At 40.0% G+C, this 25,276-nt stretch carries 28 protein-coding genes; 23 read left to right on the top strand and 5 right to left on the bottom strand.

Features of this window, described 5'->3' with window-relative positions; genetic code table 11:
• The first annotated feature begins 35 nt into the window (after nucleotides 1–35).
• The 3 genes from ABJF57_RS17870 (at nucleotide 36) to ABJF57_RS17860 (ending at nucleotide 2,894) form a co-directional block, all read left to right on the top strand.
• A complete protein-coding gene (locus tag ABJF57_RS17870; protein ID WP_462232706.1) occupies nucleotides 36–518 on the top strand; it encodes a VOC family protein in 483 nt (160 codons plus the stop codon).
• 426 nt (nucleotides 519–944) lie between these two features.
• Nucleotides 945–1,985 (top strand): hypothetical protein, encoded by a 1,041-nt coding sequence (locus ABJF57_RS17865; protein ID WP_462232705.1) that lies wholly within the window; start codon nucleotides 945–947, stop codon nucleotides 1,983–1,985.
• Between the two features lie 84 nt (nucleotides 1,986–2,069).
• Nucleotides 2,070–2,894 carry a peptidylprolyl isomerase gene (locus tag ABJF57_RS17860; RefSeq protein WP_462232704.1) on the top strand — a complete coding sequence of 275 codons (825 nt, stop codon included), beginning with the start codon at nucleotides 2,070–2,072 and terminating at the stop codon, nucleotides 2,892–2,894.
• A gap of 28 nt (nucleotides 2,895–2,922) precedes the next feature.
• Here the strand turns inward: ABJF57_RS17860 and yidD are convergent, their stop codons facing one another.
• Nucleotides 2,923–3,141, bottom strand: coding sequence for a membrane protein insertion efficiency factor YidD (gene yidD / locus ABJF57_RS17855; protein WP_462232703.1), 219 nt, complete (start codon nucleotides 3,139–3,141; stop codon nucleotides 2,923–2,925).
• A gap of 99 nt (nucleotides 3,142–3,240) precedes the next feature.
• On the opposite strand from yidD, the gene ABJF57_RS17850 reads away from it, so the two are divergent.
• Nucleotides 3,241–4,647, top strand: a complete 1,407-nt coding sequence (locus tag ABJF57_RS17850) for a POTRA domain-containing protein (protein WP_462232702.1) — start codon at nucleotides 3,241–3,243, stop codon at nucleotides 4,645–4,647.
• On the opposite strand, the gene ABJF57_RS17845 is transcribed toward ABJF57_RS17850, so the two are convergent.
• On the bottom strand, nucleotides 4,644–5,258 hold the full coding sequence (locus ABJF57_RS17845) for a toxin-antitoxin system YwqK family antitoxin (protein WP_462232701.1): 615 nt from the start codon (nucleotides 5,256–5,258) through the stop codon (nucleotides 4,644–4,646). The two genes, ABJF57_RS17850 and ABJF57_RS17845, sit on opposite strands and share 4 nt — an antisense overlap.
• A 55-nt stretch (nucleotides 5,259–5,313) precedes the next feature.
• Between ABJF57_RS17845 and ABJF57_RS17840 the strand changes: the two genes are divergently transcribed.
• From ABJF57_RS17840 to ABJF57_RS17830, 3 genes are read left to right on the top strand one after another with little or no spacing between them, the layout of a single operon-like run.
• Nucleotides 5,314–6,123, top strand: a complete 810-nt coding sequence (locus ABJF57_RS17840; RefSeq protein ID WP_462232700.1) for a PorV/PorQ family protein — start codon at nucleotides 5,314–5,316, stop codon at nucleotides 6,121–6,123.
• Entirely contained in the window at nucleotides 6,120–8,228 is a 2,109-nt protein-coding gene (locus tag ABJF57_RS17835) for a ComEA family DNA-binding protein (protein ID WP_462232699.1), read from the top strand. The genes ABJF57_RS17840 and ABJF57_RS17835 overlap by 4 nt, the downstream gene beginning before the upstream one ends.
• Nucleotides 8,229–8,272: 44 nt before the next feature.
• Nucleotides 8,273–9,175, top strand: coding sequence for a mechanosensitive ion channel family protein (locus ABJF57_RS17830; protein WP_462232698.1), 903 nt, complete (start codon nucleotides 8,273–8,275; stop codon nucleotides 9,173–9,175).
• 283 nt (nucleotides 9,176–9,458) lie between these two features.
• Here the strand turns inward: ABJF57_RS17830 and ABJF57_RS17825 are convergent, their stop codons facing one another.
• From ABJF57_RS17825 to ABJF57_RS17815, 3 genes are all read right to left on the bottom strand, one after another.
• Nucleotides 9,459–10,385, bottom strand: a complete 927-nt coding sequence (locus tag ABJF57_RS17825) for a sterol desaturase family protein (RefSeq protein ID WP_462232697.1) — start codon at nucleotides 10,383–10,385, stop codon at nucleotides 9,459–9,461.
• A gap of 86 nt (nucleotides 10,386–10,471) precedes the next feature.
• A complete protein-coding gene (locus ABJF57_RS17820; protein ID WP_462232696.1) occupies nucleotides 10,472–11,350 on the bottom strand; it encodes a DUF3078 domain-containing protein in 879 nt (292 codons plus the stop codon).
• Nucleotides 11,351–11,353: 3 nt separating this feature from the next.
• Nucleotides 11,354–13,042, bottom strand: a complete 1,689-nt coding sequence (locus ABJF57_RS17815; protein ID WP_462232695.1) for an AMP-binding protein — start codon at nucleotides 13,040–13,042, stop codon at nucleotides 11,354–11,356.
• Nucleotides 13,043–13,445: 403 nt separating this feature from the next.
• Between ABJF57_RS17815 and ABJF57_RS17810 the strand changes: the two genes are divergently transcribed.
• From ABJF57_RS17810 to ABJF57_RS17735, 16 genes are all read left to right on the top strand, one after another.
• Nucleotides 13,446–13,907, top strand: a complete 462-nt coding sequence (locus ABJF57_RS17810) for an Lrp/AsnC ligand binding domain-containing protein (RefSeq protein WP_462232694.1) — start codon at nucleotides 13,446–13,448, stop codon at nucleotides 13,905–13,907.
• 100 nt (nucleotides 13,908–14,007) lie between these two features.
• Nucleotides 14,008–15,453 carry a Fe-S cluster assembly protein SufB gene (gene sufB / locus ABJF57_RS17805; RefSeq protein ID WP_462232693.1) on the top strand — a complete coding sequence of 482 codons (1,446 nt, stop codon included), beginning with the start codon at nucleotides 14,008–14,010 and terminating at the stop codon, nucleotides 15,451–15,453.
• Nucleotides 15,454–15,491: 38 nt separating this feature from the next.
• Nucleotides 15,492–15,929: a four helix bundle protein gene (locus ABJF57_RS17800; RefSeq protein WP_462232692.1), complete on the top strand. Its 438-nt coding sequence runs from the start codon at nucleotides 15,492–15,494 to the stop codon at nucleotides 15,927–15,929.
• Nucleotides 15,929–16,684 (top strand): Fe-S cluster assembly ATPase SufC, encoded by a 756-nt coding sequence (gene sufC, locus ABJF57_RS17795; protein WP_462232691.1) that lies wholly within the window; start codon nucleotides 15,929–15,931, stop codon nucleotides 16,682–16,684. Before ABJF57_RS17800 ends, sufC begins: the two co-directional genes overlap by 1 nt.
• A gap of 2 nt (nucleotides 16,685–16,686) precedes the next feature.
• Nucleotides 16,687–17,862, top strand: a complete 1,176-nt coding sequence (gene sufD / locus ABJF57_RS17790; RefSeq protein ID WP_462232690.1) for a Fe-S cluster assembly protein SufD — start codon at nucleotides 16,687–16,689, stop codon at nucleotides 17,860–17,862.
• Nucleotides 17,862–19,100, top strand: a complete 1,239-nt coding sequence (locus tag ABJF57_RS17785; protein ID WP_462232689.1) for an aminotransferase class V-fold PLP-dependent enzyme — start codon at nucleotides 17,862–17,864, stop codon at nucleotides 19,098–19,100. Before sufD ends, ABJF57_RS17785 begins: the two co-directional genes overlap by 1 nt.
• Nucleotides 19,100–19,531, top strand: a complete 432-nt coding sequence (locus ABJF57_RS17780; protein ID WP_462232688.1) for a SufE family protein — start codon at nucleotides 19,100–19,102, stop codon at nucleotides 19,529–19,531. Before ABJF57_RS17785 ends, ABJF57_RS17780 begins: the two co-directional genes overlap by 1 nt.
• Nucleotides 19,528–19,860: an iron-sulfur cluster assembly protein gene (locus ABJF57_RS17775; protein ID WP_462232687.1), complete on the top strand. Its 333-nt coding sequence runs from the start codon at nucleotides 19,528–19,530 to the stop codon at nucleotides 19,858–19,860. The genes ABJF57_RS17780 and ABJF57_RS17775 overlap by 4 nt, the downstream gene beginning before the upstream one ends.
• 34 nt (nucleotides 19,861–19,894) lie before the next feature.
• Nucleotides 19,895–20,311, top strand: a complete 417-nt coding sequence (locus tag ABJF57_RS17770; protein WP_462232686.1) for a BrxA/BrxB family bacilliredoxin — start codon at nucleotides 19,895–19,897, stop codon at nucleotides 20,309–20,311.
• A 296-nt stretch (nucleotides 20,312–20,607) separates the two neighbouring features.
• Nucleotides 20,608–21,108 carry a hypothetical protein gene (locus ABJF57_RS17765; protein WP_462232685.1) on the top strand — a complete coding sequence of 167 codons (501 nt, stop codon included), beginning with the start codon at nucleotides 20,608–20,610 and terminating at the stop codon, nucleotides 21,106–21,108.
• A 100-nt stretch (nucleotides 21,109–21,208) separates the two neighbouring features.
• Nucleotides 21,209–21,763, top strand: coding sequence for a hypothetical protein (locus ABJF57_RS17760; RefSeq protein ID WP_462232684.1), 555 nt, complete (start codon nucleotides 21,209–21,211; stop codon nucleotides 21,761–21,763).
• Nucleotides 21,764–21,776: 13 nt separating this feature from the next.
• The gene (locus tag ABJF57_RS17755) at nucleotides 21,777–22,763 is read left to right on the top strand and encodes an AraC family transcriptional regulator (RefSeq protein ID WP_462232683.1); all 987 of its coding nucleotides are present in this window, start codon (nucleotides 21,777–21,779) and stop codon (nucleotides 22,761–22,763) included.
• Between the two features lie 106 nt (nucleotides 22,764–22,869).
• Nucleotides 22,870–23,214, top strand: coding sequence for a hypothetical protein (locus tag ABJF57_RS17750; RefSeq protein ID WP_462232682.1), 345 nt, complete (start codon nucleotides 22,870–22,872; stop codon nucleotides 23,212–23,214).
• A gap of 2 nt (nucleotides 23,215–23,216) precedes the next feature.
• A complete protein-coding gene (locus ABJF57_RS17745) occupies nucleotides 23,217–23,720 on the top strand; it encodes an anthrone oxygenase family protein (protein WP_462232681.1) in 504 nt (167 codons plus the stop codon).
• Nucleotides 23,721–23,737: 17 nt separating this feature from the next.
• Nucleotides 23,738–24,580, top strand: a complete 843-nt coding sequence (locus tag ABJF57_RS17740) for an NmrA family NAD(P)-binding protein (RefSeq protein WP_462232680.1) — start codon at nucleotides 23,738–23,740, stop codon at nucleotides 24,578–24,580.
• Nucleotides 24,581–24,799: 219 nt separating this feature from the next.
• The gene (locus ABJF57_RS17735) at nucleotides 24,800–25,276 is read left to right on the top strand and encodes a hypothetical protein (RefSeq protein WP_462232679.1); all 477 of its coding nucleotides are present in this window, start codon (nucleotides 24,800–24,802) and stop codon (nucleotides 25,274–25,276) included.

The following is a 25,276-nucleotide window of genomic DNA, read 5'->3' as shown; positions in this document are numbered from 1 at the left end:
TAATAGGAGTTTATCTTTTCATAAGTAACTTATTTATGATGAAAAAGCTACTAACCATTATGTTGCTGTCATGTGTGCCTTATCTCAACTATTGTCAGGAGGTTTCTGATTTAGAACTCAAAGCACTTTTCACTGCAGTCATCGTCGAAAACATGGATACCTCAATTGTGTGGTATTCGAAAATCCTTGGCTTTGAAGTGCTCAACAAGATTGATATGATGGAGGAAAGAGGTTTTAAGCAATCAAACCTCAAGAAAGGTGAAACACTTTTGGAATTAATCGAGCTTAGTAGAGCTGTAAATCCTCAAGAAGCAATCCCTGACTACAACTCAAAAACACGTCTTCAGGGATTCTTTAAGATTGGTTTTCGCGTCATCAATTTTCAGTCTTGGATGGATCATTTTAATAATTCAAAAATTGATTTTTACGGGGGCATCGTGAATGACCCCATTAGTGGAAAACAAATGGTCATTATTACTGATCCCGACGGCAATAGGATTCAAATCTTCGAAAAGTAGCCAGACTTCACAAAAACATTCAATTTTGAAACAAGGGAAGAGCATGAAGATGGTTTTTCGGCGATTTAATTTCTGTGTCTACTTTTTGTATACATAGTCTTTTCATTTCAGACTTTTAGAGTTTCCTCTGCTTGTTAAATTCGTTGACAACACCACTACTTAACTTAATAAAAGGTAAAAGTATCTCTCCTCCCTTTCGGATAGCAAAAAATTCACAATCCCGTGAGGTAATGCATATGATACTACCCGCAATGATTCATGAAAATAGCTTCCGAAAAGCGTTTACTTGCATTAGTTTATGTCGCAATAATTGCCATAGTTTCCTTCCGAATTGCAGTTCATCCAACTCATTATACTACGCCCGATTCAGAACATTACCTAAACCGGTGTAATGCTATTAGAAGCGTGATGTCGCAAAGCATTACTTTGTCAAGACTAAGTAAAATTAAGAAAGGCTTTTACACATGGCCAGTAGGTTACCCAGTGAGCATAGCATTGGTTAGTTTTTGCACAAAAACGTCTCCTCTCGTTTCATCAAAAATTGTAAATTTTATATTTCTGGGTCTGCTATTTATTCTTTTATATAATTGGCATGGTAAGAAAGCATGGTTTCTTGCTCTGTCCTTTTTCTCATATGGATCCTTGGAGGTGATATCCGAAACATGGTCAGAAACTCCATTCATTTTTTTTGTTTTCCTCCTTGCTTATACAATTACAAAATCTGAAAACTACTCTCCTTTTCGATCCTCAATTACTCTCACTATATGCTTGATCTTTCTTTTTTTATTTAGATACGTAGGAGTCATTTACATCTTTATTGTTGCGCTATATGGTCTAAAATATTTTCTGAATGGTGTAAGGAAATTATCCTATTCCTATTTTGCGGCCATTGTAGCCTCCTCCATATTCTCGCTTTGGTATTTGTACGATAACAAATTATCGAGCGGCTATCTCACAGGCACTCAACGAATCCATCTAGGTTATCAGACTTTTTTTGAGTTTACTAAACTTCTCTTTCAAGCACTTTTCAATGAAATTAATGTTGCTCGCAACTACAATTTTAACAATGAAAATCTCGACTTTCTGTTTGTTTCATCAATCATCATCCAATCATTTACAATTTTTTTACTCGTAAAAAAAAGAAGCTATTTGAATCGCCCCCTCAAGCTCAATTCAGGAGCCAAAGCATTATTAAATATTAGCGTTGGGTATCTGGTAGGAATCGTTCTTTTAAAGATCATTATCCCCTTTGATAATTTTGATTTTCGAATTTTATTTCCATTTACATCTCCTCTTTTTATCATGGCTCTGGCGGTGATTAGTAACTCATCTCAAAGAGAATACTTCAAGAAAACATACAGAATCATTGTCCTCTTTATGCTTATATCTTTTATGTGGAATCTCCCCAAAAAATACATTTTGAATAAAATCAAACATGTTCAATTGACAATGAATCAGGCATTTTAGCCCTAAATTCAATCCGAGGTAACTGAGAACTAGAGATTGTATCAATTAACATACTATCTTTCGAGTACCAAACTTTCTACTCCTATGAAATTCCTAACCTACCTGTCTATTTCAATCATATTGATTGGATGTACTACAGAAAACAAAGAAACAGAGACTACCCCACCTCTTACAAAAGTGAAATTGATCACAACCAAAGGAGACATTGTCTTGCAGCTCTACAACGAAACACCATTACACCGAGATAACTTCATCAAAATTGTATCTGACGGAGTGCTGGATAGTGTTCTTTTTCACCGGATAATTGAGAATTTCATGATTCAAGGCGGAGATATCAACAGCAAAACCGCTCAGCAGGGAGACACATTAGGTAGTGGCGACCTTCCTTATAACATACCAGCCGAAATTACTCCTAAGCTATTTCACAAAAAAGGAGTGTTAGCCGCTGCACGTGGTGGACACCCGAATCGTGTTTCAAGTAGCACCCAATTCTATATTGTGCAAGGAAAGGTTTTCAACGATAGCTTACTCAACCGGGCTGAAACAAGAATAAATGGATGGCTAGCTGAATACCACATTAAACATGATTCCGTCTATACGGATCAGCTAGATTCGCTAATTGTTGCCATAGAAGCCGAAGATTGGAAAACCTTCAGCACCATAAACAGTAGATTCAGAGAGTTGGCGAAGGATTATGAGGATTTCGAACCATACCAGATTCCCGATGCTCATCGTGAAGTTTATAAGACCATCGGTGGTACGCCTCACTTGGATCAGAACTATACCGTATTTGGAGAGGTCGTTTCAGGCCTTGCTGTGATCGATTCCATTGCAGCAGTAACAACCAACGATTTGGATCGCCCGCTTAAGGATGTACGCATACTTAAGACAGAGATTATAACCGAATAGCTATTTCGGTTACTACGCCTGAGATTAATCACTCTACCGGATCATAGCCACTTCCACCCCATGGGTGACATTTGGCAATCCGCTTCAATCCCATGATAAACCCTTTCCATCCATACTTTTGAATCGCCTCTTTTGCATACTGTGAGCAGGTGGGTGTATATCTGCAAGACTGAGGAAATAGCGGAGAGATCGAGTATTGATACACCAAGATCGGGAAAATAAGGATCTTCTTAAGGATTCTATTCACGCGTGTAAAAGTAGCAATCAAATTTGCAAGCAGACTAAAAAATCATTCTGTTTGCACCTCAGCCGCTTAGAATAGCGGTCCAAATTCTGATTGAATGATTTGAAAAGATTTCTACTCACTTTTGTTTTCTGTGGCTTCAGTCAGTTTATCTACTGTCAACAAGACTCTACTGATCTCCTCACCGTCGATGAAATAATCATTGAGGGAAACTTCCGGACCAAACCTCAAATGATCACGCGAGAATTGAGTTTTGAAAAAGGGGGAACCTATCAGCGATACCAGTTGGATAGTATGTTCGTATGGGATCGAAATCGCATCTACAATACCAATCTTTTCAACGAGGTATCAATTGAACTGATCAATGCTTCGAGTGGATCAACTGAAATAAAAATAACGGTAGATGAACGCTGGTACTTTTATCCGCTTCCCATTTTTCGTTTGGTTGATAGAAATTTCAATGATTGGTGGGTAAATCGCGATCGCGACCTGAGCCGTGTCAATTACGGAATTAAGCTCACACAGTTCAACTTTAGAGGTAGAGGTGAAGTACTTAGACTCTGGCTACAGACAGGTTTCGAAACCGTAGTAAATCTTCGATACAGCATTCCATACATAGACAAGAAGCAAAGAAACGGTTTGCGAGTAAGTACAAGTTACTTCGAAACCAAGAACGTGGCAGTCATAACGAGGGAAAACATCCGTCGATTCACTTCCTCTCAAGAGGATGTGCTAAGACGCGCATATAAAACTTCTGTTCGTCACTCCTACCGAAGCTCATTCTATTCCTTTCACTTAACTACATTGGGACACACTCGCCTGGATGTTGCAGACACCATTGCGCGCATAAACCCAAACTACCTTGGAGATGGCAGAACGCAGCAGCAACACCTTTGGCTTGGATATACTTACGTGTGGGACAAACGCAACAATCGAAATTATCCCACAAATGGTGAACGGTATCAGGCTGGTTTATTCAAGCATGGCCTGGGTTTATACAATGACGGTGTAGATTTTTGGAGGGCACGGTTAAGTCTCACAAAGTATTGGGAGCTCAAAGACAATTTCTTTTTGGTTGCAGACATTTCTGGCTTGAGCACTTTTCCGGCAAAAGACCGTAGCTATTTCAATTATTATTCGATCGGTTTCCTAAAGGAAGTCCTTCGTGGCTATGACCTCAGAATTATTGAAGCAAGTTCTTATGTTTTGCAAAGAAATGAATTCAAACATCAGCTTTTCAGAAGGAAATATGACGTCAGCAAAGTGATGCCTGTCAGACAGTTTCAAACTTTTCCCATCGCTATTTATGGAAAGGTTTATTTCGATCAGGGCTATGCTGTTGGATACCCCAATTATGATGGGAGCGATCTACTCTCTGATCAATACTTGTACAGCCTTGGAGCTGGTATTGACTTAGTCATCGTCAATGACTTAACTTTTAGATTTGAATTATCTCGGACAGGTCAGGGTGAAACCAACTTCTTTATCAACTTCCTGTCACTCCTCTAATTAAACTTTTTCCAGGGCTTCTTCTTCCCTTTTTTATAGCGATACCACTGCCCTACTTTCTCTCCTTTCTTCCAAAATCCTTCATAAAGTTGGCTTCCATCTTCGTCGTGATACACCCAAAACCCATCCTCTAATCCGTCAATGAGCATTCCTACTTGATTCACCTCCCCGTTTTCAAAATAGAAGGACCAATGTCCCATCGGTATTCCCTCTTCATACACTCCTTTTCTCTTCAGGTTACCATTCTCGTAATAAAAACTCCACACACCTTTATATAGTCCATCTCTGTAGATTCCATACTTCTCCAATTGACCTGAAGGATAATAGTATTTAGCTGTATCTTGTAACAATCCATCCTGATAGAATTCCAAACCAATGAGCTTACCATCAAAAGAATAATACTGCTGACGACCATTCAATTCGTTTCGCTGATAACTGAGTATACTATTAACCCCACCATTGGGATAATAGTAATTCCAAACTCCCGACTTACCGGAAACACCGGATATTCCGACTGCTTTTACCTGTCCATTTTCAAAACGGATGGTATCCACTTGCGCATACAAACGAATTGCAGTAACACTTATCAGGATGATCATTAAAACTTTCATGGGTACTTAATTTACTATTATTGAATTAAAGCTGCCAAATGCATATTTTGCATCTATGAAATCTAGCCTGCTGCTGCTGCTCACCATGTTTGCTATTTCAATCCATGCTCAGGTTGGGTCTTTCAACCTTGGTGGGAGAAGTGCCGGGATGGCAGGAGCCTCCCTCACCTTATCTGATGAATACAGCCTATTTAATAATATTGGTGGGCTAGGTGGTGTCGAAGATCATGCCGCTTTTGCAGCATACCAAAATCGTTATGGTGTCAGTCAGTTTCAAGTGGTCGGGGCAGGAGCCATATACACTACTGACATTGGAAATGCAGGGGTCGGATTCTATAAGTTTGGTGACGATATCTACAGCGAACAACGCATTCATCTTGCGGTTGGGAATAAAATACAGATGGTGAGCCTGTCTTTAGGTGTGGACTTACTCCAATACAACATTTCCACTGTTGGGACGAGTCAGGCACTGGCTATACAGTTTGGTGGGATTGCGGAAATCTCTCCACAGCTACATTTTGGCGCTCACATTTTCAATCTCAACCAAGCAAAATTTGACTCAGAAACAGGCGAGCGAATTCCCACTGTAATGAAAGGAGGTTTCTCTTATCGCCCAAGCGACGAGTTGATGCTGAACATGGAAGTTGAAAAAGATTTGGATTTCGAAGAGGTATTCAAAGCCGGGATTGAGTATCGAATTGTAGAAAAAGTGTTTGTCAGAACCGGAATCAGTACACAGCCATTTATAGGTGCTTTTGGTGTTGGGTTCCATCCCAAAAATCTGAAGTTTGATTACGGTTTTTCCAATGATTCTAAGCTGGGAAATATTCATGAAATGTCAGTAGCCTTTTCATTCAAAAAATGAGGAGATGGCTCACCATACTGCTGATTACATTTGGATTTTTTTCTTTCGCTCAAAATGAAGAGATCAATCTAGAAGATTTCGCAGAACGCTTGTTTCAGGTTCAGGATGAGGATGTATCCTATGAGGATATTTATGAATCATTGTTGCTCTATTATAGTAACAAGCTGAACCTCAATAATGTAAAACCAGAAGAGCTTGCATCACTGTATGTTCTCAGTCCAGCCCAACTGTCCAGCTTTTTTTCCTATCGCGATAAGTTTGGAAATTTTCTATCAATCAATGAGCTGCAAGCTGTTCCTGAAATTGATCTCGAAACCATTCGTCTGCTCCTACCTTTTGTTACCGTAAAGGAATCACTTACTGATACACGTCCCCTCATCAAACGAATGTTGACGGAAGAAAATAATTATTTTCTTTTGCGCTTTTCCAGACGATTGGAAGAGCAAATAGGGTACACAGCGGCTTTGCCGCTAGATACTACTTTCATTCGTGACGTGGATAATAATGTCATTGATACGGTGACGACTCCACCTACAAGGTATCAAGGCTCTCAGAACAAAATTTACGGACGATTTAGAAGCAGTCATCGCAATGATTTCAGTCTTGGATTCACCTTTGAGAAAGACAATGGAGAGCAATTTACATTCGATGATGGCCAGCAGGGTTTCGATTTCTACTCCTATCACCTGATGCTAGAAAACAAGTTTGGATTTGAAAAAATCATGCTTGGAGATTTTCAAATGCAAATAGGCCAAGGTGTTGTCTTTGGAGCTGGGTTCAACGCTGGAAAAGGTGCAGAAACAGTCAACACTACAAAAAGAAATAGCTTAGGCATTCGGCCATACACATCGGTGTTAGAAGCTGGTTTTTTTAGAGGCGCAGGAGTCACCAGAAAGCAAGGAGATTTTGAGTTTACCCTATTCTATTCCAATCTTAGACAAGACGGCAATATTCAAACCGACACCACCTTTTCTGATTTCGAAGAATTTGTAAACTCTATTCAAAACACTGGATTTCATCGAACACCTCAAGAGTTGGCAACTAAAAATCAAATCGAGGAACAATCACTTGGCGCGGTAATACAATATTCACCACATCGCAGGTTTACCATTGGAATCTCTGGACTTAATAGCCAGTACAGCAAACCTCTTCAGAGGAGACCCAATAATTACAATCAATTTGAATTTAAAGGCGATCACAATTACATTACCTCAGCTTACGCACATTATACCTGGCAAAACTTCACGTTCTTCGGAGAGGCAGCTCGCTCAAAAAGCGGTGGCATTGGGGCTGTCGGCGGATTAGTTGCTAGTCTTTCTCGTACGGTAGATATGGCCATGGTACTGCGAAACTACGACCGTGATTTTCACTCATTTTATGGCAATGCTTTTTCGGAAAACTCAAGAAACATCAATGAAAAAGGTACATACTGGGGTATTTCTATCAAACCCAATCGAAGGCATAAGTTGAATGCATATTACGATAGGTTTAAATTTCCATGGCTTAAGTTTCGCACAGAAGCACCTTCGGTAGGCCAGGAATGGTTGGTAAGATATTCTCACTTCCCATCACGGCAAATATCGGTATATGTGCAAGCAAGGCAGCAGAATAGGCAGGTAACTGTTGCTGATGAAAACCTGAACATATTAGCAGATCAGATCAAACGAAATTACATTTTCAACATAGACTATGAACTTCGTCCATGGCTAAAGCTGAAAACGAAAGTGCAAAGTAGTACGCAAGACGAAAACGGTGTATTTACCAAAGGTTTTGCTATTGTTCAGGACGTAAATTTCAGCGTCTGGAAGCTGAAATTTAATACACGCATGGCCATGTTTGAAACGGATGATTTTGACAATGCACAATACGTGTATGAAAGTGATGTACTCTATGCTTTTTCCATTCCAGCCTACAATGGCTCTGGGGTAAGAACCTATGCCATGGTGCGATATGATCCAATAAAAAACATCTCCATTTGGATTCGTTATGCACAAACCACATTCCCTGGAGCATTCGGTGTAGCCAATCTCATAGGGTCTTCTTTGGACACTTCATTTGGAGACACAGCTTCCGAAATCAAAGCAATGCTGCGAGTGAAATTCTGATTTCTACTTGTTCTATCTTAGGTTTACTTACACAAACATGCCAAATGGAATCATTACAGACTTTCTGGGATAAGATCATAAGCTTTTTAAGCAAGGTTGGTGAAATATTTACCACTAACCTCTTCAACCTTGGAGATAGTAAAATCACCTTAGGAACGATTATATACTTCCTGATAAGCTTCATCCTCCTGACATTCATTGCGAAGCGATTTAGAAACCTTTTAGTCAATAAAATTCTCGCAAAGGCTAACATGGATCGGGGCGCACGAAACTCAATTGGCTTGATCACTCGTGTGATGATCATGTTCATTGGCTCAATTTTCATTATTCAAAGCGCTGGAATAGATATGAGCTCGTTGAGTTTGCTGGCAGGTGCCTTGGGTGTTGGGATTGGTTTTGGATTGCAGAACATTACGGACAATTTTATTTCAGGAATCATCATTCTTTTTGAAAAACCCATTAAGGTGGGAGATCGAATTGTCGTCGGTGATACAGAAGGTGATGTCATTAATATTTCCGTTAGAGCAACTACGATACTTACAAATGAGAATGTGTCCATCATTGTTCCAAATTCAGAGTTTATCTCGTCAAGGGTAATCAATTGGAGTCACAACGATCGCAACATCCGTTTCGACATACCTGTAGGTGTGAGCTACAAAGAGGATCCCGATGAGGTCAGAGACGTTTTAATGAAAGTGGCTGATGAAAATGAGCATGTACTCAAAAACCCTGCACCACACGTGTTTTTTGATGAGTTTGGTGATAACTCTTTGAATTTTACGTTAGCCATTTGGACATCTACCTATACAGATAAGCCTAGAAAACTAAAGAGTGAACTTTATTTTTCCATTTTTGAAAAGCTGAAAGAAAAAGGAATAGAAATTCCATTCCCTCAGCGTGATATTCACATTAAGTCCGATACTGATATAGTATTACAAAGTAAATAGGATGTGCAATTCCATGCTTACTTAATGTTCTTCTGGAACCTATCATAGGAAACCATTTTATTGAGTATCATCAAAAGAATAAGTAAAAACATCACTAGAGTTAATGATATAGCTTCCATCAATTTAGCTAAGAGACTTGTTAGCCTTTGGGAAATCTGAATCAAGAAGTCAATAACAATCATGGCCTAAAATTCGATAGAGATATGCTCTGTTCAAATTTTAGCCTTGAGGATTGAGTATACATTTCGTATACACGCCACAACTATGATTCTGACTTTACATATTAAGCTGCCGCCGTGGCAGACTCGTCCTCATTTGGGGATTCCCCTGCCTGTATTTGCTTCACCGTCAATGTGCTATTATCCGGACTCCATCCTGGAGGGCCAAATATGTACATAAAGACTTCCTTCACATTTTTTGCCTTCTTTAGATCATGAAAGATGTCTTCAAATATGTGCGTATTTAATCGGATAGGATTGTAAGTATCTGGCGACTTTAATATACCATACTGTGGCTCCACGCCTTTGATGGTGTTTTGCCAGGTACCAAATATATGATCCCAGATAAGTAAGATGCCTCCATGATTTTTATCAAGGTATTCAACATTGCTTGAATGATGTACTGCATGAACATGCGGGTTGTTAAAAATCTTCCCTATAAATCCAAGAGATCCAATGTGCTTTGTATGTAAGAAATACTGATAGGTGGCATTTATGATAAGTGCAGAGCCTATCATAATTGGCTCAAAGCCAACGCACGCCATCCAAATCCAAAAAATCGGTTTATAAAAAGTGATAAACCAACCATTCCTTATACTTACCGCAAAATTGTAATTTTTAGATGAGTGATGTGGCACATGTGCTGCCCAAAGAAGTCTCACAGTGTGACTCAATCTATGATGCCAGTAGAAGTTAAAATCATCTGCCACGATGGCCAATACCCAGGCCCACCAAGCCCAACCGATGGTATCATATCCCAGGTATTCAACTCTCAGCGGTTCGAAAAGTTCGAAGAGGCCTTGAAAAATAACCGCTACTGTGAATGCCTTTGTAAAAAAAGAAATGAAGGCCGCTCCTAAAGCAATTCCGAATCCAGCTAGCGAATCCTTCAACTCATAGTCCTGCTTGGCCATAAAGTATTCCACAACCATGAAAAGAAGAAGGATCGGGAATATATAGATCATGTTATCCCCTACATTAAATTCTGGCATATCTTAATTTTTAAAGCTTGGTTTTCAATTCAGGCGACAAGGTTAATTTATTTTTTGCTATGTGCTTAGCTTAAGATGTTAAATAATTATTCTGATAGGTTTTTACCAAAACCATAGGTCAGACCGACTCCTAGCACACTTTTGAATTGTACACGCGCCTTTGTCTCTCCATCATCTCCTTCTATCAGAATATCTTCATCATAAATTAACTGCGTAAAGACATTCATAGATAGCACTTTAGTTAATTGCATAACGAGTGCATTCTGCCAGTTCACATCTATTTCTCCCACGTTCTCTGTATATCCGGTAAACAATTCAAGCTTACTTTCGAAAATGTCATTTTTATATTTTGCCCGAAAGAAAGAACCAAATTCCGCTCGTGAATTGCTCCCCGGATCAACTCCGTATGCTCCTTGATCAGCAAGCTCTTGATCAGTGACGAAAGTGAATTTACCGGTTAAAGGAATATAACTAAAGCTTAGTTTGTCGCTGGGATCATAGGAAATACCAAGTCCCAGTGTGAGGTATCCAGGTGCCATGAGATCGGATATTTTTGTTAACCCTGTTTCTGCATCAAAACCTTCATAAAATTGCGTCCTAAAATCCATCAGGCCACTGTAAAACCATTTCCCGTTATCTCGGGTTATCTGGTAACTATATTTTGTCACAATATTGATTAGGTCGTCTGACTTACTAAACCCAGCGGACCCTTGCTTAATCAATCCGTATGCTAAATCCATTGAGTTTTCCCATTTACCTCTGCCTTTTACACGGTTGGCGAAAATGCTGAAATTGGAATTAACAGCCACTGAGTTTTGCCCCCCCGCTGCCCAGTTGGTCAAAGAGACCTGAGAAAAAGTCAAGGAACTGGTTCCTCCAATGGTCCAATAGGTAGTGTCTTGAGCATTTTGTGCCATTAGGGCAGAGCCAAAAAAAAGTAGTAGGGCGGTAATTTTTAATTTCATTTTTTAATCGTAAGTGTTTGTTTTTAAATCGTTTTCTTTCAATATTCTTCGCAAAATTTTGCCCACATTGGATTTTGGTAATTCGTCAGTGAAAGCAATGTATTTTGGCCTTTTATATCCCGTTAGGTTCTCTTTGCAATGTTCCAGAATTTCTTCTTCGGTCAAGCTGGGATCTGCCTTTACAATGTAAACCTTGACTGCCTCGGTTGACTTCTTATCAGGAACTCCGATCGCCCCAACCTCAAGCACCTTTTCATTGAGCGCAATACAGTCTTCAATCTCATTTGGATAGACATTGAAACCAGACACCAAAATCATCTCTTTCTTACGATCAACTATTTTAAAGAAGCCTTGTTCGTTTATCACAGCAATATCTCCCGTTTTAAACCAGTCTTCATGAAAACAGTTCTTTGTTTCTTCCGGCCGATTCCAGTAGCCTTGAAATACTTGTGGTCCTCTTGCACACAGCTCCCCCCTTTCCCCTGTTTTTACCTCTTTACCATCATCATCTAATATCACCACTTCAGTACTCGGTATCGGCATACCAATATATCCTGGCTCCGCATCTTTTCTCAGCGGGTTGGCCGTCAGCACTGGTGAAGTTTCGGTTAAACCATAGCCTTCGGAAACCGGTGTTCCAGTCACTTCCATCCACTTATCTGCTACATATTTCTGGAGCGCCATACCTCCGGCAAACGAAAATTTAACCTTTGAAAAATCTAAATCTTTAAACTTAGGCTGATTGAGCAAGCCATTAAATAAAGTATTAACTCCTGTCAGAATCGACCACTGATGTCTTCCTAAATCTTTGAGGAACGCGTTCATGTCTCTTGGGTTCGTCACCAATACATTTCTCGCCCCTATTCTAACAGTCATCAACGCATTGCAAGTCAATGCAAATATGTGATACATCGGTAGCGCCGTGATGAATATTTCCTTTCGTTCTTCCAATCCACCATGAAGCATCCACTCACACACCTGCTCCATATTTGCAATGACATTCCTATGAGTAAGCATGGCTCCCTTGGACACTCCTGTGGTACCTCCGGTATATTGCAAAAATGCGATCTCTGAACTCTCGGTATCCACTTTTAAGGGTGCTTTCTGAGCACCTAGTTTGAGAACCTCTTTAAAAGAAATCGAATCAGGAAGGCTATATGGAGGCACCATTTTTTTTATATTCTTCACGACGAAGTTTACGATGCTGCCTTTAAGCCCTCCAATTAAATCTCCAATTTTGGTGACGATGACCGTTTCGATCTGGGTTTCTTTAAGAATCTCTTCCAGGTTGGATGCGAAATTTTCAACAATGACCACCGCCTTGGCTCCAGAATCATTGAACTGATGAAGCATCTCGCTTGGCGTGTACAGCGGGTTTGTATTGACAACCACCATTCCAGCTTTCAGTATGCCATACAGTGCTACCGGATATTGTAGTAAGTTCGGCATTTGGATGGCTACTCTATCGCCCTTTTTTAAATTGGTATCATTCTGTAAATAAGAAGCAAACTGATCAATGGCTTGTCCGAGCTCCGAAAAAGTCATCTCCTTGCCCATATTTTCAAACGCAACTAAGTCACTGTATTGCCTTATGCGCTCATCAACCATTTCTGACAAAGAGCTGTAGCTATCGGGGTTTATCTCTAAGCTTACACCTTCAGGGTAGCTCGCATGCCATGGTTGTGTCTTCATATTGGGACGGGGTTGATTTAAAGCTGATAAAGATAAGGTATGCGTCTTACTGAAAAAGCATTAGCGAATAAAAAAGGCCTTGGCACCCCTACCAAGACCTAAATAAACAACATTAACCCAAAAGCTGTAGAGGGAGGATTCGAACCTCCACGGAGCAGTTAGCCCCAGACGCTCTCTCCCAATTCAAGATCGAGAGAGAACTTACTGGGATTTATCCCTTATCTCCACCCCCGAGAGAGGAGGGCATGTCTGCCAGTTTCACCACTCTACAGTGTGTTTGATGATTCAAATGTACAATAATGCTATATTTATTGAAAATAATTCAATAAATTAGCGAAATAAATACATTTAATTTAGTTAAATATCTATTTTATTATAAAAATTGAAATTAACATTAACTATTATGAGTAAAAATTACGAGATTGATAATGTAGACCTCAAAATCTTGAATATTCTCTCAGAAGATGCCAAGATGCCTTACACCGAGGTTGCGAAAAAAGTATTTGTCTCCGGTGGTACTGTGCATGTGAGAATGAAAAAACTCGAAGACATGGGCATTGTAAAGGGTACTACACTGAAAATAGATTACGAAAAACTGGGCTACGATATCACGTGTTTTCTGGGAATTTACCTGGAGAAAAGCTCGCTCTATGATAAGGTTGTGGCGGAGTTAAAAGAAATTCCAGAAATAGCCACAATTAGATATACCACAGGCAACTACAACATCTTTTGCAAAATCTACTGCAAAGGCACCTCTCATCTTAAAGATGTCCTTCATGATAAAATTCAAAAAGTAGATGGCATAGAGAGTACGGAAACCTTCATTTCACTAGAAGAGAGTGTCAATAAGCACCTCATTTTTTAGAAATTTGTCTTGCGTTGAACCTTATTGCAAGTTCCTTGTTCTTATTTAGAATTACTATAAATAAGATGTACCTTTGCACATCGAAACGAAGTAAATTTTAATGAGTACTGACGATCAAATATTAGAAGAATTTACCTCCAAAGAATATGAGCATGGCTGGTCTGTAGACTTTGAAGCTGATGAGGCTCCTTTGGGTATCAACGAAGACATTGTTCGTTTCATTTCAGCCAAAAAAGAAGAACCGCAATGGTTGCTTGACTGGCGTTTAAAAGCATTTGCTCAGTGGAAGCAAATGAAAGAGCCTAATTGGGCAAACATCAACTATCCTAAGGTTGATTATCAGGGCATCCGATATTACTCTGCTCCCAAGCAGGGTAAGAAGCCTCAAAATCTGGATGAAGTAGATCCTGAATTGCTTAAGACATTCGAACGACTGGGAATTTCCCTTCAAGAACAAAAAAGATTGACAGGTGTGGCTGTAGATGCGGTGATTGATTCTGTATCAGTGGCTACCACATTTAAGGATAAGTTATCTGAGCTCGGCGTAATTTTCTGTTCTTTCAGTGAGGCTGTGCAAGAACATCCTGAATTGATCAAAAAATACTTAGGATCTGTGGTCCCCATACACGATAATTACTTTGCTGCGCTCAATTCGGCAGTGTTTTCAGATGGATCGTTTTGCTACATTCCTAAAGGTGTCAGATGTCCAATGGAGCTATCCACCTATTTCAGGATAAATGCTGCAAATACAGGTCAATTTGAAAGAACACTTATCGTAGCAGATGACGACAGTTACGTTAGCTACCTGGAGGGTTGTACAGCTCCACAGCGAGACGAAAATCAATTGCATGCCGCAGTGGTGGAGATTTATGCTACCAAAAATGCTGAAGTAAAATATTCTACCGTACAAAATTGGTATCCGGGCGACAAGAATGGCAAAGGCGGAATTTACAACTTCGTTACCAAGCGAGGAATCTGTGCAGGCGATCATGCTAAAATCTCATGGACGCAGGTGGAAACGGGATCTGCTGTGACTTGGAAGTATCCATCTTGCATTTTGAAAGGAGACCATTCCGTAGGTGAATTCTACTCAGTGGCCGTTACAAACAACTATCAGCAAGCAGATACCGGTACCAAAATGGTACACATCGGTAAAAACACTCGCTCAAGGATTGTTTCCAAAGGAATATCAGCGGGAAAATCGCAAAACAGTTATCGCGGGCAAGTGGAAGTATTGAAGCGAGCCGAAGGGGCACGTAATTTCTCCCAGTGTGACTCATTATTAATGGGTGACAAATGTGGAGCACATACCTTCCCATACATAGACATTAAAAATAAGTCAGCACAAGTAGAGCACGAGGCAACTACCTCTAAAATTGGTGAAGATCAGATTTTCTATTGCCAGCAACGAGGCATCGATGAAGAAACGGCTGTGGCTTTAATTGTAAATGGCTTTGCAAAAGAAGTAATGAACAAGCTCCCTATGGAGTTTGCGGTAGAAGCACAAAAACTATTGGCATTGACCCTTGAGGGTAGTGTTGGATAAGCGTAAGTTCAAAGTCTAAAGTTTAATAGTTAAAAGTAATGGCAACTATCACAAAATTTGAAGACTTAAAATCTTGGCAACTATCAAGAGAACTTTGCTTATTGATATCTGAAAAACTAATTAATGATTCGACTGTTAAGGATTATGAGTTGATTAATCAAATTAACAGATCTTCAGGTTCGGTAATGGACAATATTGCAGAGGGTTTTGAAAGGAATGGAAATAGAGAGTTTAATCAATTTCTTTCAATCGCCAAAGCTTCTTGCGGTGAAGTTAGATCACAGCTTTATCGTGCAAAAGATCGAAGTTATCTTTCTGAAGATGAGTTTCAGGAATTGCATGATTTAACATTAGAGATCAGCAAATTGATAGCTGGTTTTATGAATTATTTAAAGAACTCTGATTTTAGGGGTTCCAAATTTTCTAGGGAGCGGGAAAAAATTGAACTGAAAACAAAAAACGTTGAACTGAAATAATGATTTCAATTAAAAATTTACAAGCCTCGATAGAGGATAAGGAAATATTGAAGGGTATTGATCTGGAAGTCAAAGCTGGTGAAGTACATGCTATCATGGGTCCAAACGGATCGGGTAAGAGTACATTAGCATCCGTACTTGCTGGTAGAGAAGATTATGCTGTCACCGGAGGTTCAGTCACTTTCAACAACGAAGATTTATTGGAGCTTAGCCCTGAAGAGCGAGCTCAAAAAGGCATCTTCCTGGCCTTTCAGTACCCGGTGGAAATTCCGGGAGTTTCTACAACTAACTTCCTAAAGACTGCACTCAACCAAGTGAGAGAAGCAAGGGGAGAGAAAGCACTGGATGCCGTAAATTTTCTTAAGATGATGAAAGAAAAGATGAAGCTTGTGGACATAGACCAGGCTTTGTTGAGCAGATCACTGAATGAAGGTTTTTCCGGAGGGGAGAAAAAGCGAAATGAAATCTTTCAAATGGCGATGCTTGAGCCAACGCTTTCAATTTTGGATGAAACCGATTCAGGCCTTGATATTGATGCGTTGAAAATTGTTGCTGATGGAGTAAACAAACTCAAAACAGAAAAAACAGCAACTATAGTAGTAACTCACTACCAGCGATTGTTGGATTATATCGTGCCTGATTATGTACATGTACTGTATAAAGGTAGAATCGTAAAGTCTGGAGATAAAAGCCTGGCACTCGAACTCGAGGAGAAAGGGTACGATTGGATCAAAGAAGAAGTAGCTGCGGTATGATCATGGAATCGACCATATTAGAAAACCTAAAAGCCACTTTTCAAGGCAATCAGGTTCAGAAAGAAGCTTTCAAGATGCTCAGTGAGGTTGGGTTGCCTCATAAAAAATCGGAGGCTTATAAGTTTACACCCATCACTTCACTGCTCGAAAAGAATGTCTCATTTGAGATGAGTGGTGAAAGTGCAGTAGACGCTACGAAACTTTACAAAGAAGAAGGAAGCCATCTCGTTTTCATCAATGGGGAACTTTCGAAAGAACAATCTAGAATTTCTGATAAACTCAATGTTGAAACTGGTGAAGTAACGGAGGGTAAACATGACCCGTTTAGTTTGCTGAATACGGCCTATGCCAAAGAAGAGATACGTCTCACCTCCGGGTACGATGCTCCAGTATTTATATATCATTTCAATACAAATGGAATCTCTAATCCGCGAATCAAGGTGAAAGTGGAGAATGGACACACCTTTCGAATCATCGAAAAGTTGATTACTCCAACTAATACGCATACTTTCACTAACTCGTACATTGAATTTTCTGTTGGTCAGAATGCCTTCGGCTATCATACGAAAGTACAGAATTACAATGCCGAAACATTTAGCCACGAAACGGTAGTTGCCAGCGTTTCAAGAGATTCTCATTTCTACAACAACACGTTCTCTTTTGAAGGAGCAGTGGTAAGAAACAATCTGACCATCAACCTGGAAGGTGAAAACTGTGAAGGTCACATGTATGGCTTGTTCTTATTGGATAAGAAATCACATGTGGACAATAATACCTCTGTGGACCACATGAAGCCCAATTCTTATAGTAATGAGCTGTATAAAGGCATTCTAGATGAAAAGTCTACCGGTGTATTCAATGGAAAAATCTATGTGAGACAGGATGCGCAGAAAACGAATGCTTTCCAATCCAACAACAACATACTTCTTTCGGAGGATGCTACCTTGCATACCAAGCCTCAACTGGAGATTTGGGCAGATGATGTCAAGTGCTCACACGGGTGCACGTCCGGACAGTTGGATGAGGATGCCATTTTTTACTTAAGAGCTCGCGGCATTAATGAGAAAAATGCAAAAGCAATGATCTTAAATGCATTTGCTCTGGAAACCATGGAGCATGTGAAGGTTGAGTCGGTAAGGAATGAAATACAATCTTTGATCGATAAAAAACTTACCTGATGTCGGCAATAACAACAACAGCGATAGATATTGCGAAAATCAGAGCACAATTCCCTGTGCTTGATCAGGAGGTGAATGGCAAGCCACTGATCTATTTTGACAATGCAGCCACCTCTCAAACAGCGAAGAACGTAGTAGACGCTTTGGTTGAGTTCTATGAAAAGGATCATGCAAACATCCACAGAGGCATCCATACGCTAGCCGAGCGTTCCACTAAAGCATTTGAAGCCACGAGAGAGCGGGTTCACCGATTCATCAACTCTGAAGAAGCTGATGAAATCATCTTTACAAAAGGAACCACAGAAAGCATCAACCTTGTCGCTCAATCCTGGGGTTCCAAATTCCTTAAAAAGGGAGACGAAATACTCATTTCGCAACTAGAGCACCACTCCAACATAGTGCCATGGCAACTTGCGGCTGAACGAACAGGTGCCATCATCAAAGTGATCCCTATCAATGCAAAGGGTGAAATTTTGATGGATGAGTACAAGCGATTGTTGAGTGCTAAAACAAAAGTGGTAGCTGTCAACTATGTTTCCAATTCGCTTGGGACCATCAATCCGATTAAAGAAATAATAGACCTTGCTATCGCGCACGGAGCTACTACGATGATAGATGCAGCACAAGCTGCTCCTCATGTCAAGCTGGATGTGCAAGAACTCAATTGTGATTTTCTAGCACTTTCTAGTCACAAAATGTACGGTCCAACAGGAGTCGGCATCCTATACGGCCGAAGAGATATTTTGGAAGCAACACCTCCGTACCAGGGAGGTGGCGAAATGATTAAAGATGTGTCTTTCAGCGGCACGACTTTCAACGATATCCCATACAAATTTGAAGCCGGCACACCCAACATCGGAGAAGTCATCGCTTTCAAATACGCAATGGATTTCATCGATGATATCGGGCATGAAAACATTCAGGCCTACGAGAACGAGTTGCTCGAGTATGCGATGGACAAGCTGCAACAGATTCCAGGCTTCACACCCATCGGAACTGCTGACAATAAAGCCAGTGTTATCTCATTTCTCATGCAGAATGTACATCCATATGACCTGGGTCAACTGCTGGATGTAAAAGGGATAGCCGTGCGTACAGGACATCATTGCACTCAGCCTTTGATGGACTTTCTGAAAATAGACGGAACCGTCAGGGCTTCATTTGCAGTTTACAATACGAAAGAAGAAATTGACATTTTCTGTGATGCCTTGCAGAAAATTGTAGAGCGTTTCAAGTAATGGATTTAATCAAGCAACGTCAGGAGGAGATCATCGAAGAGTTTGCCATGTTGGATGGAGATATGGAGATGACTCTGGACTATATCATGGAGTTAGGTGCTGAGCTTGCAGAACTTCCAGAAGAGGATCATATTGACGATCATATTGTGAAAGGCTGTCAATCTAAAGTATGGATGACAGCTGAACTAGACAATGAGCGCGTTCAGTTTAAAGCAGACTCCAATACCGCCATTACCAAAGGTTTAGTAAGCTTACTGGTACGGACGTTGAATCAATCGTCTCCGGCAAGTGTTCTAAATGCAGAAATCTATTTTCCTAAGCAAATAGGAATGGATCGCTTTATCGGAACGCAACGATCCAATGGATTTGCGGCGATGATTAAGCAAATGAAAATGTATGCACTGGCGCTTTCAGCAAAACAAGAATCATGAGCGAAACGAAATCAACGAACGATACCCTGGCATTGAAAGAAGACATCATCCGTGCGATCAAAGGAGTCTATGATCCTGAGATCCCTGTAGATGTGTATGAGCTTGGACTGATCTACGAAATCAACATTCTACCGATCAATAATGTGGAGATTGTGATGACACTAACCTCTCCCTCCTGTCCTGCGGCAGAAAGTATTCCTAGTGAAATAGAAATGAACGTGAAGGAAGTGAAAGGTGTTAACGATGTGAATATAGAATTGACCTTCGATCCACCCTATGCTACAGATATGATGTCTGAAGAAGCAAAACTGGAACTGGGTTTTATGTAGAAAATTTGAATTTGAATAATTAAACAATACGAATATGTACCCTGCGGAATTAGTAGCTCCGATGAAAGCTCAACTTACTCAGAATGGTTTTGAAGAATTGACTTCTGCGGAAGCAGTTGAAGGTCACTTGACTGATCACAAAGGAACGTCTCTTTTAGTGATCAACTCTGTGTGTGGATGTGCCGCTGGCACGTGCAGACCTGGTGTTTTATTGTCTTTGGACAAGTCTGAGAAAAAGCCAGATAACTTAACAACAGTATTTGCTGGATTTGACCTGGATGCCACGCAAAAAGCGCGTGAGTTTACGCTTCCCTTCCCTCCTTCTTCACCTGCAATAGCGCTATTCAAAGATGGTGAGTTGGCTCACATGGTGGAGCGACACCACATCGAAGGAAGGTCTGCCGAGATGATCGCCGATCACCTTGAGCAGGTATACGCCGAATTCTGCTAGTCGCGAGGCGGCAGCCAATAATATTAAGGTTTTAGCAAAAAAATGCTAAAACATTTACCCCCTCATTCGAGCTTCGGATGAGGGGTTTTGTTTTTTTAGACGGACGGGTCTACTGATTTATCAGAGTTCTACTTTTGAATGGTGAGTGTTTTCTCTGAAAGAAGATTTTTAAAATCTATCAAAATTTTAAAGTATCTTGAAGAACATCATTCCAATGATATAATGGTTTTTGATTTTTTTTGATGAGGCACGCAAAATCAATTTACCCATTAAGTGAAATTATAATTCAGCTAAAGATGAGCATTAATAAAATATCTCTCCTTGTATTGATGACGCTTTTGATAGCAGGATGTGACAAGGAAGAAGTGAATGATTTGAACCTTCTGTCGATTGACCTTCTGACAGATGACAACCCTACTCTTTTCGCAAATACAGTTATTCTGTTCGAAAACAGTGAGTATTTGATTAAAACAGATTTTAATACATACATTGACTCCTATCCGTTTGGCGTACTCAAAAGGTATGATGAAATTAAACTACAGGCAATTCAAGACTCAAATAATCAAGATGTTTTATTGATGACGGATTACCTAACACGGCCTAATGATGGCATATATGTATTAGCTAGCCATTTAGAGAATGGTTCTTGTTTAATTTTTGACAAGAAAAGAAATGAAATTATTCCAAAGCTTGAAATGGAAGAATACCTGGAAGGGGAGCCAATGATGTCAATAGGAGGTCGTAGATTTTATATAAAAGGAAATCTATTTTTAGAGACTGTTGATTTGATGAGTTAAAATAGGTAGCTAAGACTCTAGGTACACACAAGCCTACGTTACATGGCCAAACTGTTATGGCACATAAAATAGAAAATCACAAAGAGCTAGAGACCATATCGTGCTATACATCATCAGCGGAGCATCCGGATCGGGAAAGACAATAACTGCAAAAAAAATATCAGTCCGCAAGCGCATTCCATACATCTCTCTGGATTGGATCATGATGGGATTTACCAACGGCATCCCTGAGTACGGCATTCATGACAAACTATTTCCATATGAAATAGCTCAAAGATTATGGAGCTTTTTGAAAGCCATGCTGGAGAGTATGATTCATGCGGAAACCGATTGTGTCATTGAAGGAGAAGCCATACTCCCCGAACTAATCGTAGAATTATCTAAAAAACATCCCGATAAGCTGACCATCTGCTTCCTTGGCTTTACTGATGTTGATGTTTATAGAAAATTGCATGAAGTAAGGAATTTCAGTGACAAAGAAAAAGATTGGCTGGTAGCTGAATCTGATGAATACATCTTAGATCATGTGAAAAACATGATGGTTCATAGTCGGCAAATAAAGATTTCCTGCAAAGAAAATAGCATTAAGTATTTTGACACATCTGAAAAGTTCTTAGATGCGCTTGATGATGCTGAAAGGTATTTATTGAAATAACTTAGTAGGAGAAATGAAATACTTCTCAATCAATCTTTATCGTAAAATGCTGAACTGTGCCATTGCAGAAGGCATGTCTAGAGATGATTTCATGCATCTTCCAACACCCATAGACACCATAGGTGATTTACAAGCCATTCCAGCAGATGAATTCTTCGCTATCCATGAACTGCTTGATGAAAAACTTGGACCTGGATTTTCGGTCAGAGTTGGTCAGCAAATGAAAATAGAAGATTATGGCGTATTGGGTCTTTCCTGGAGAACTTGTTCATGGGCTGGTGAAATATTTGAAAGAAGTGAACGCTATTTTAGGCTTCTCTCAAATATGTTTATATGGCAAATTGAAGAAGCTGGAGACCTCTCCCATGTTCATTTGAATAGAGAAGCGCATAGACGAGGCTTGGAGTTATCAACGGAGGCTAGCTTATCAGCAACAGTTGTGGTACTTCAAGCCATGACTGAAAAGAACATTCTCCCTATTCAAGTTTCTTTCAAACATAAACCGCCAAAAGATTTAGGAAGCTATCAGGAAGCTTTTCAATGCCCTGTGCTTTTTAATCAGCCGTATTATTCAATCACTTATAAAACTGAAGACTTAAGAACCAGGACAGCAAAGGCTGATACTAGCATCAATCGTTTCCTCTTAGAAAGAGTAGAGGAAGAAACCAAGGGACTGAAAGTTGTTGGAAATAAGCTTGCCTTCGATGTAGAAAAACTGATAAAGGATTCACTACCGAGTGGCATACCCAGCATTCATCAAGTTGGAGAACACATGGGGATGAGTAATAGAACCTTAACACGCAGACTTTCCGAGGCTGGTGTCTCTTTCAGAGATCTTATCAAAAAAACGCAAGAGGGCGTTGCTAAAAACCTCCTAAAAAACTCATCTAGAAGCATTGCCGAAATTGCTTTTGAAACCGGATTCTCCGAGCAAAGCGCTTTTAACCGTGCATTCAAACGTTGGACGGGTCTTGCACCGGTCGAATTCCGAAAAAGCTGATCTTTTCTCACATATTGGCTTAAAGTGTCAAATGATTGGCACAAAGTGTCAAGTATAAGAAGTCCTGGATTTTCAATTTTACAGTCGTAATCAATGACGAACTAAAATGAAAACAAGATTCAAAACAATACGCTGGTTTGGAATTCTGCTCTCCGGCTTCATTCTGTTAAGTGCTTTTAATAGCACAGTGGAATATCCATTAGAACAATCATTTGCGACTGACCTACTAAAAAAAGAGGCCTTTAAAATTCTCGATACCAAATGCAATGTCTGCCACCGAAAGAAAAATCCCCTTATGATTTTCAAAGAAAAGAATATGGTGAAACGTGCACCTAAAATCTACAAGATGGTCTTCATCGAACGCAAAATGCCTAAGGGCAATGAGATCAAACTTACTGGCGAAGAATACAGCAAACTTGAAAAATGGCTTTTCACTCAGCAAATATTCTAATCATGGATGTATCAATAAAATCTATTGTCTTTTTTGGAGCAGTCGTTCTCACTGGACTATCGGCAGGCTTATTCTATGCATGGCAAGTATCCGTAATACCAGGAACAAAAAAAGTCATGGATGTCAACTATCTCGAAACAATGCAATCAATCAATCGGGCGATACTTAATCCTGCATTTTTCCTAATATTTTTTGGTAGCCTGATATTTCTAAGCGCTTCAAGCATTTACGAATTCCATACTAATAAATGGACATTTGGATTAATGCTGGTAGCTACTATGACTTATCTGATAGGGACATTTGGAGTAACTGTATTGGGAAATGTCCCATTAAATAATCAACTCGATGTTCTGAAAACTGGTGAGATCAGCGCTCAAAAGATAACCGCATTCAGACAATTTTATGAGACTGGCTGGAACAAACTGCATTTGATCCGAACAATATTTTCGGTGCTTTCTTTCGTGCTTGCTGTGCTAGCGCTCCTTATTCAAACAAAAAAAATATAAACTCAAATAATAACTAAATGAAACACAATGTATTAGTAATCGGAGGAACCGGTAAGACTGGTCGCCGAGTAGTAGAAGGATTGACTCAGCTGGGTCACCAGGTAAAAGTCGGTTCGCGAAAAGGCACTCCTGCTTTCGATTGGGAAGACTACTCAACTTTTGGTCCTGCCTTAAAAGGAATGGATAGAGCTTATATTGTTTATTATCCAGACCTGGCAGTACCAGGAGCCAAAGAGGCGATCGCTGCTTTAACAGAAGCTGCACTAAAAGAAGGACTCGAAAAAGTAGTATTGCTCTCTGGAAAGGGGGAAGCCGAAGCAGAGATCTGTGAACAAATTGTTGCCAACTCAGGCCTCAACTACACACTTGTCAGGGCATCCTGGTTCAACCAAAACTTCAGCGAAGGAGCATTCCTGGATTTTATACTAGCAGGCCAGGTAGCATTACCCATGCCAGACGCAGAAATACCATTCGTAGATGTAGATGACATTGCAGATGTGGTCACGAAAGTATTGATCGATGACTCCTACAATGGTGAAACTATCACAGTGACCGGACCCAGAAAAATGACTTTTAAAGAGGTCGTAAGAATCATGGCCGAGGAGATTGGAAGGGACATCCAATACATTCCGATCTCCATTGAAGAGTTCAAAGAAGGAATGAAAGCCGCTGGACTACCGGACTCTTATGTGTGGCTGTTTGGTTATTTATTCAAGGAGGTTTTAGGCAACGCCGACAATCAGGTAGTATCAGATGATGTAGAAAGAGTACTTGGAAGAAAAGCGATAGACTTCAAAGAATATGTAGAAAGCACAATGGCTACAGGAGTTTGGAATCAAGAAGTAATGCAACAAACCTAGACTGAGAGGGGGCTATTAATCTAGTAGCCCCCTTTTTATCAAAAAACTGAAATATCGATAAATGTCTTTTTGAGCTACAATAAATTGGTTAAAAAAGCCTCTATCATAATTTAAGCTACCACACAATTAGCTTGAAAGATGTCGTAAAGATGTCATGAAGGTTACGTAAGGCTTGATCAATTCACAAATTAGCTTTACCCTGAAATCAACTATCAAATTATGAGTTCAGGAATAGCATCTAAAACACCACCATCAAGCAATGTCAATAGCATGCTTAAGCAAGCCATTGATCTGGTGAAGTGGCCAATTGTCATTGCCATGTTTCTTACGCCCGTTCGTTTCTTTCTGGAAGTATTGGGACTACCTGAATATGCCATCTTCCTTTTGGGCTTACTTTGGCTCACCTTAGGTTTTTCAATTTACTGGGGAGTAAAACTTTCTGATGAAAAACAGGCATATCTTGTCTTACTTTTAGGCTTAATACTATTTTCACCAATATCCCGATTTCCAGTAGCCCTATTTTGGTGGCTTGACTCCCATCTGGAAATGGGGACACATTACGGTCTATATTTTAATACCTTCCAAGAAGCACTGTTCAACCAAGTGATCTACGGATCCTTAGTTCAGATCATTCCCGGATTTTTATTAGGCTCGATGACTCTTGCATTCATACACTATCGTAAATCTTCATCGTAA

This window comes from Ekhidna sp., assembly GCF_039940915.1.
GTDB lineage: Bacteria > Bacteroidota > Bacteroidia > Cytophagales > Cyclobacteriaceae > Ekhidna.
This window is presented reverse-complemented; position numbering and strand designations above follow the sequence as displayed.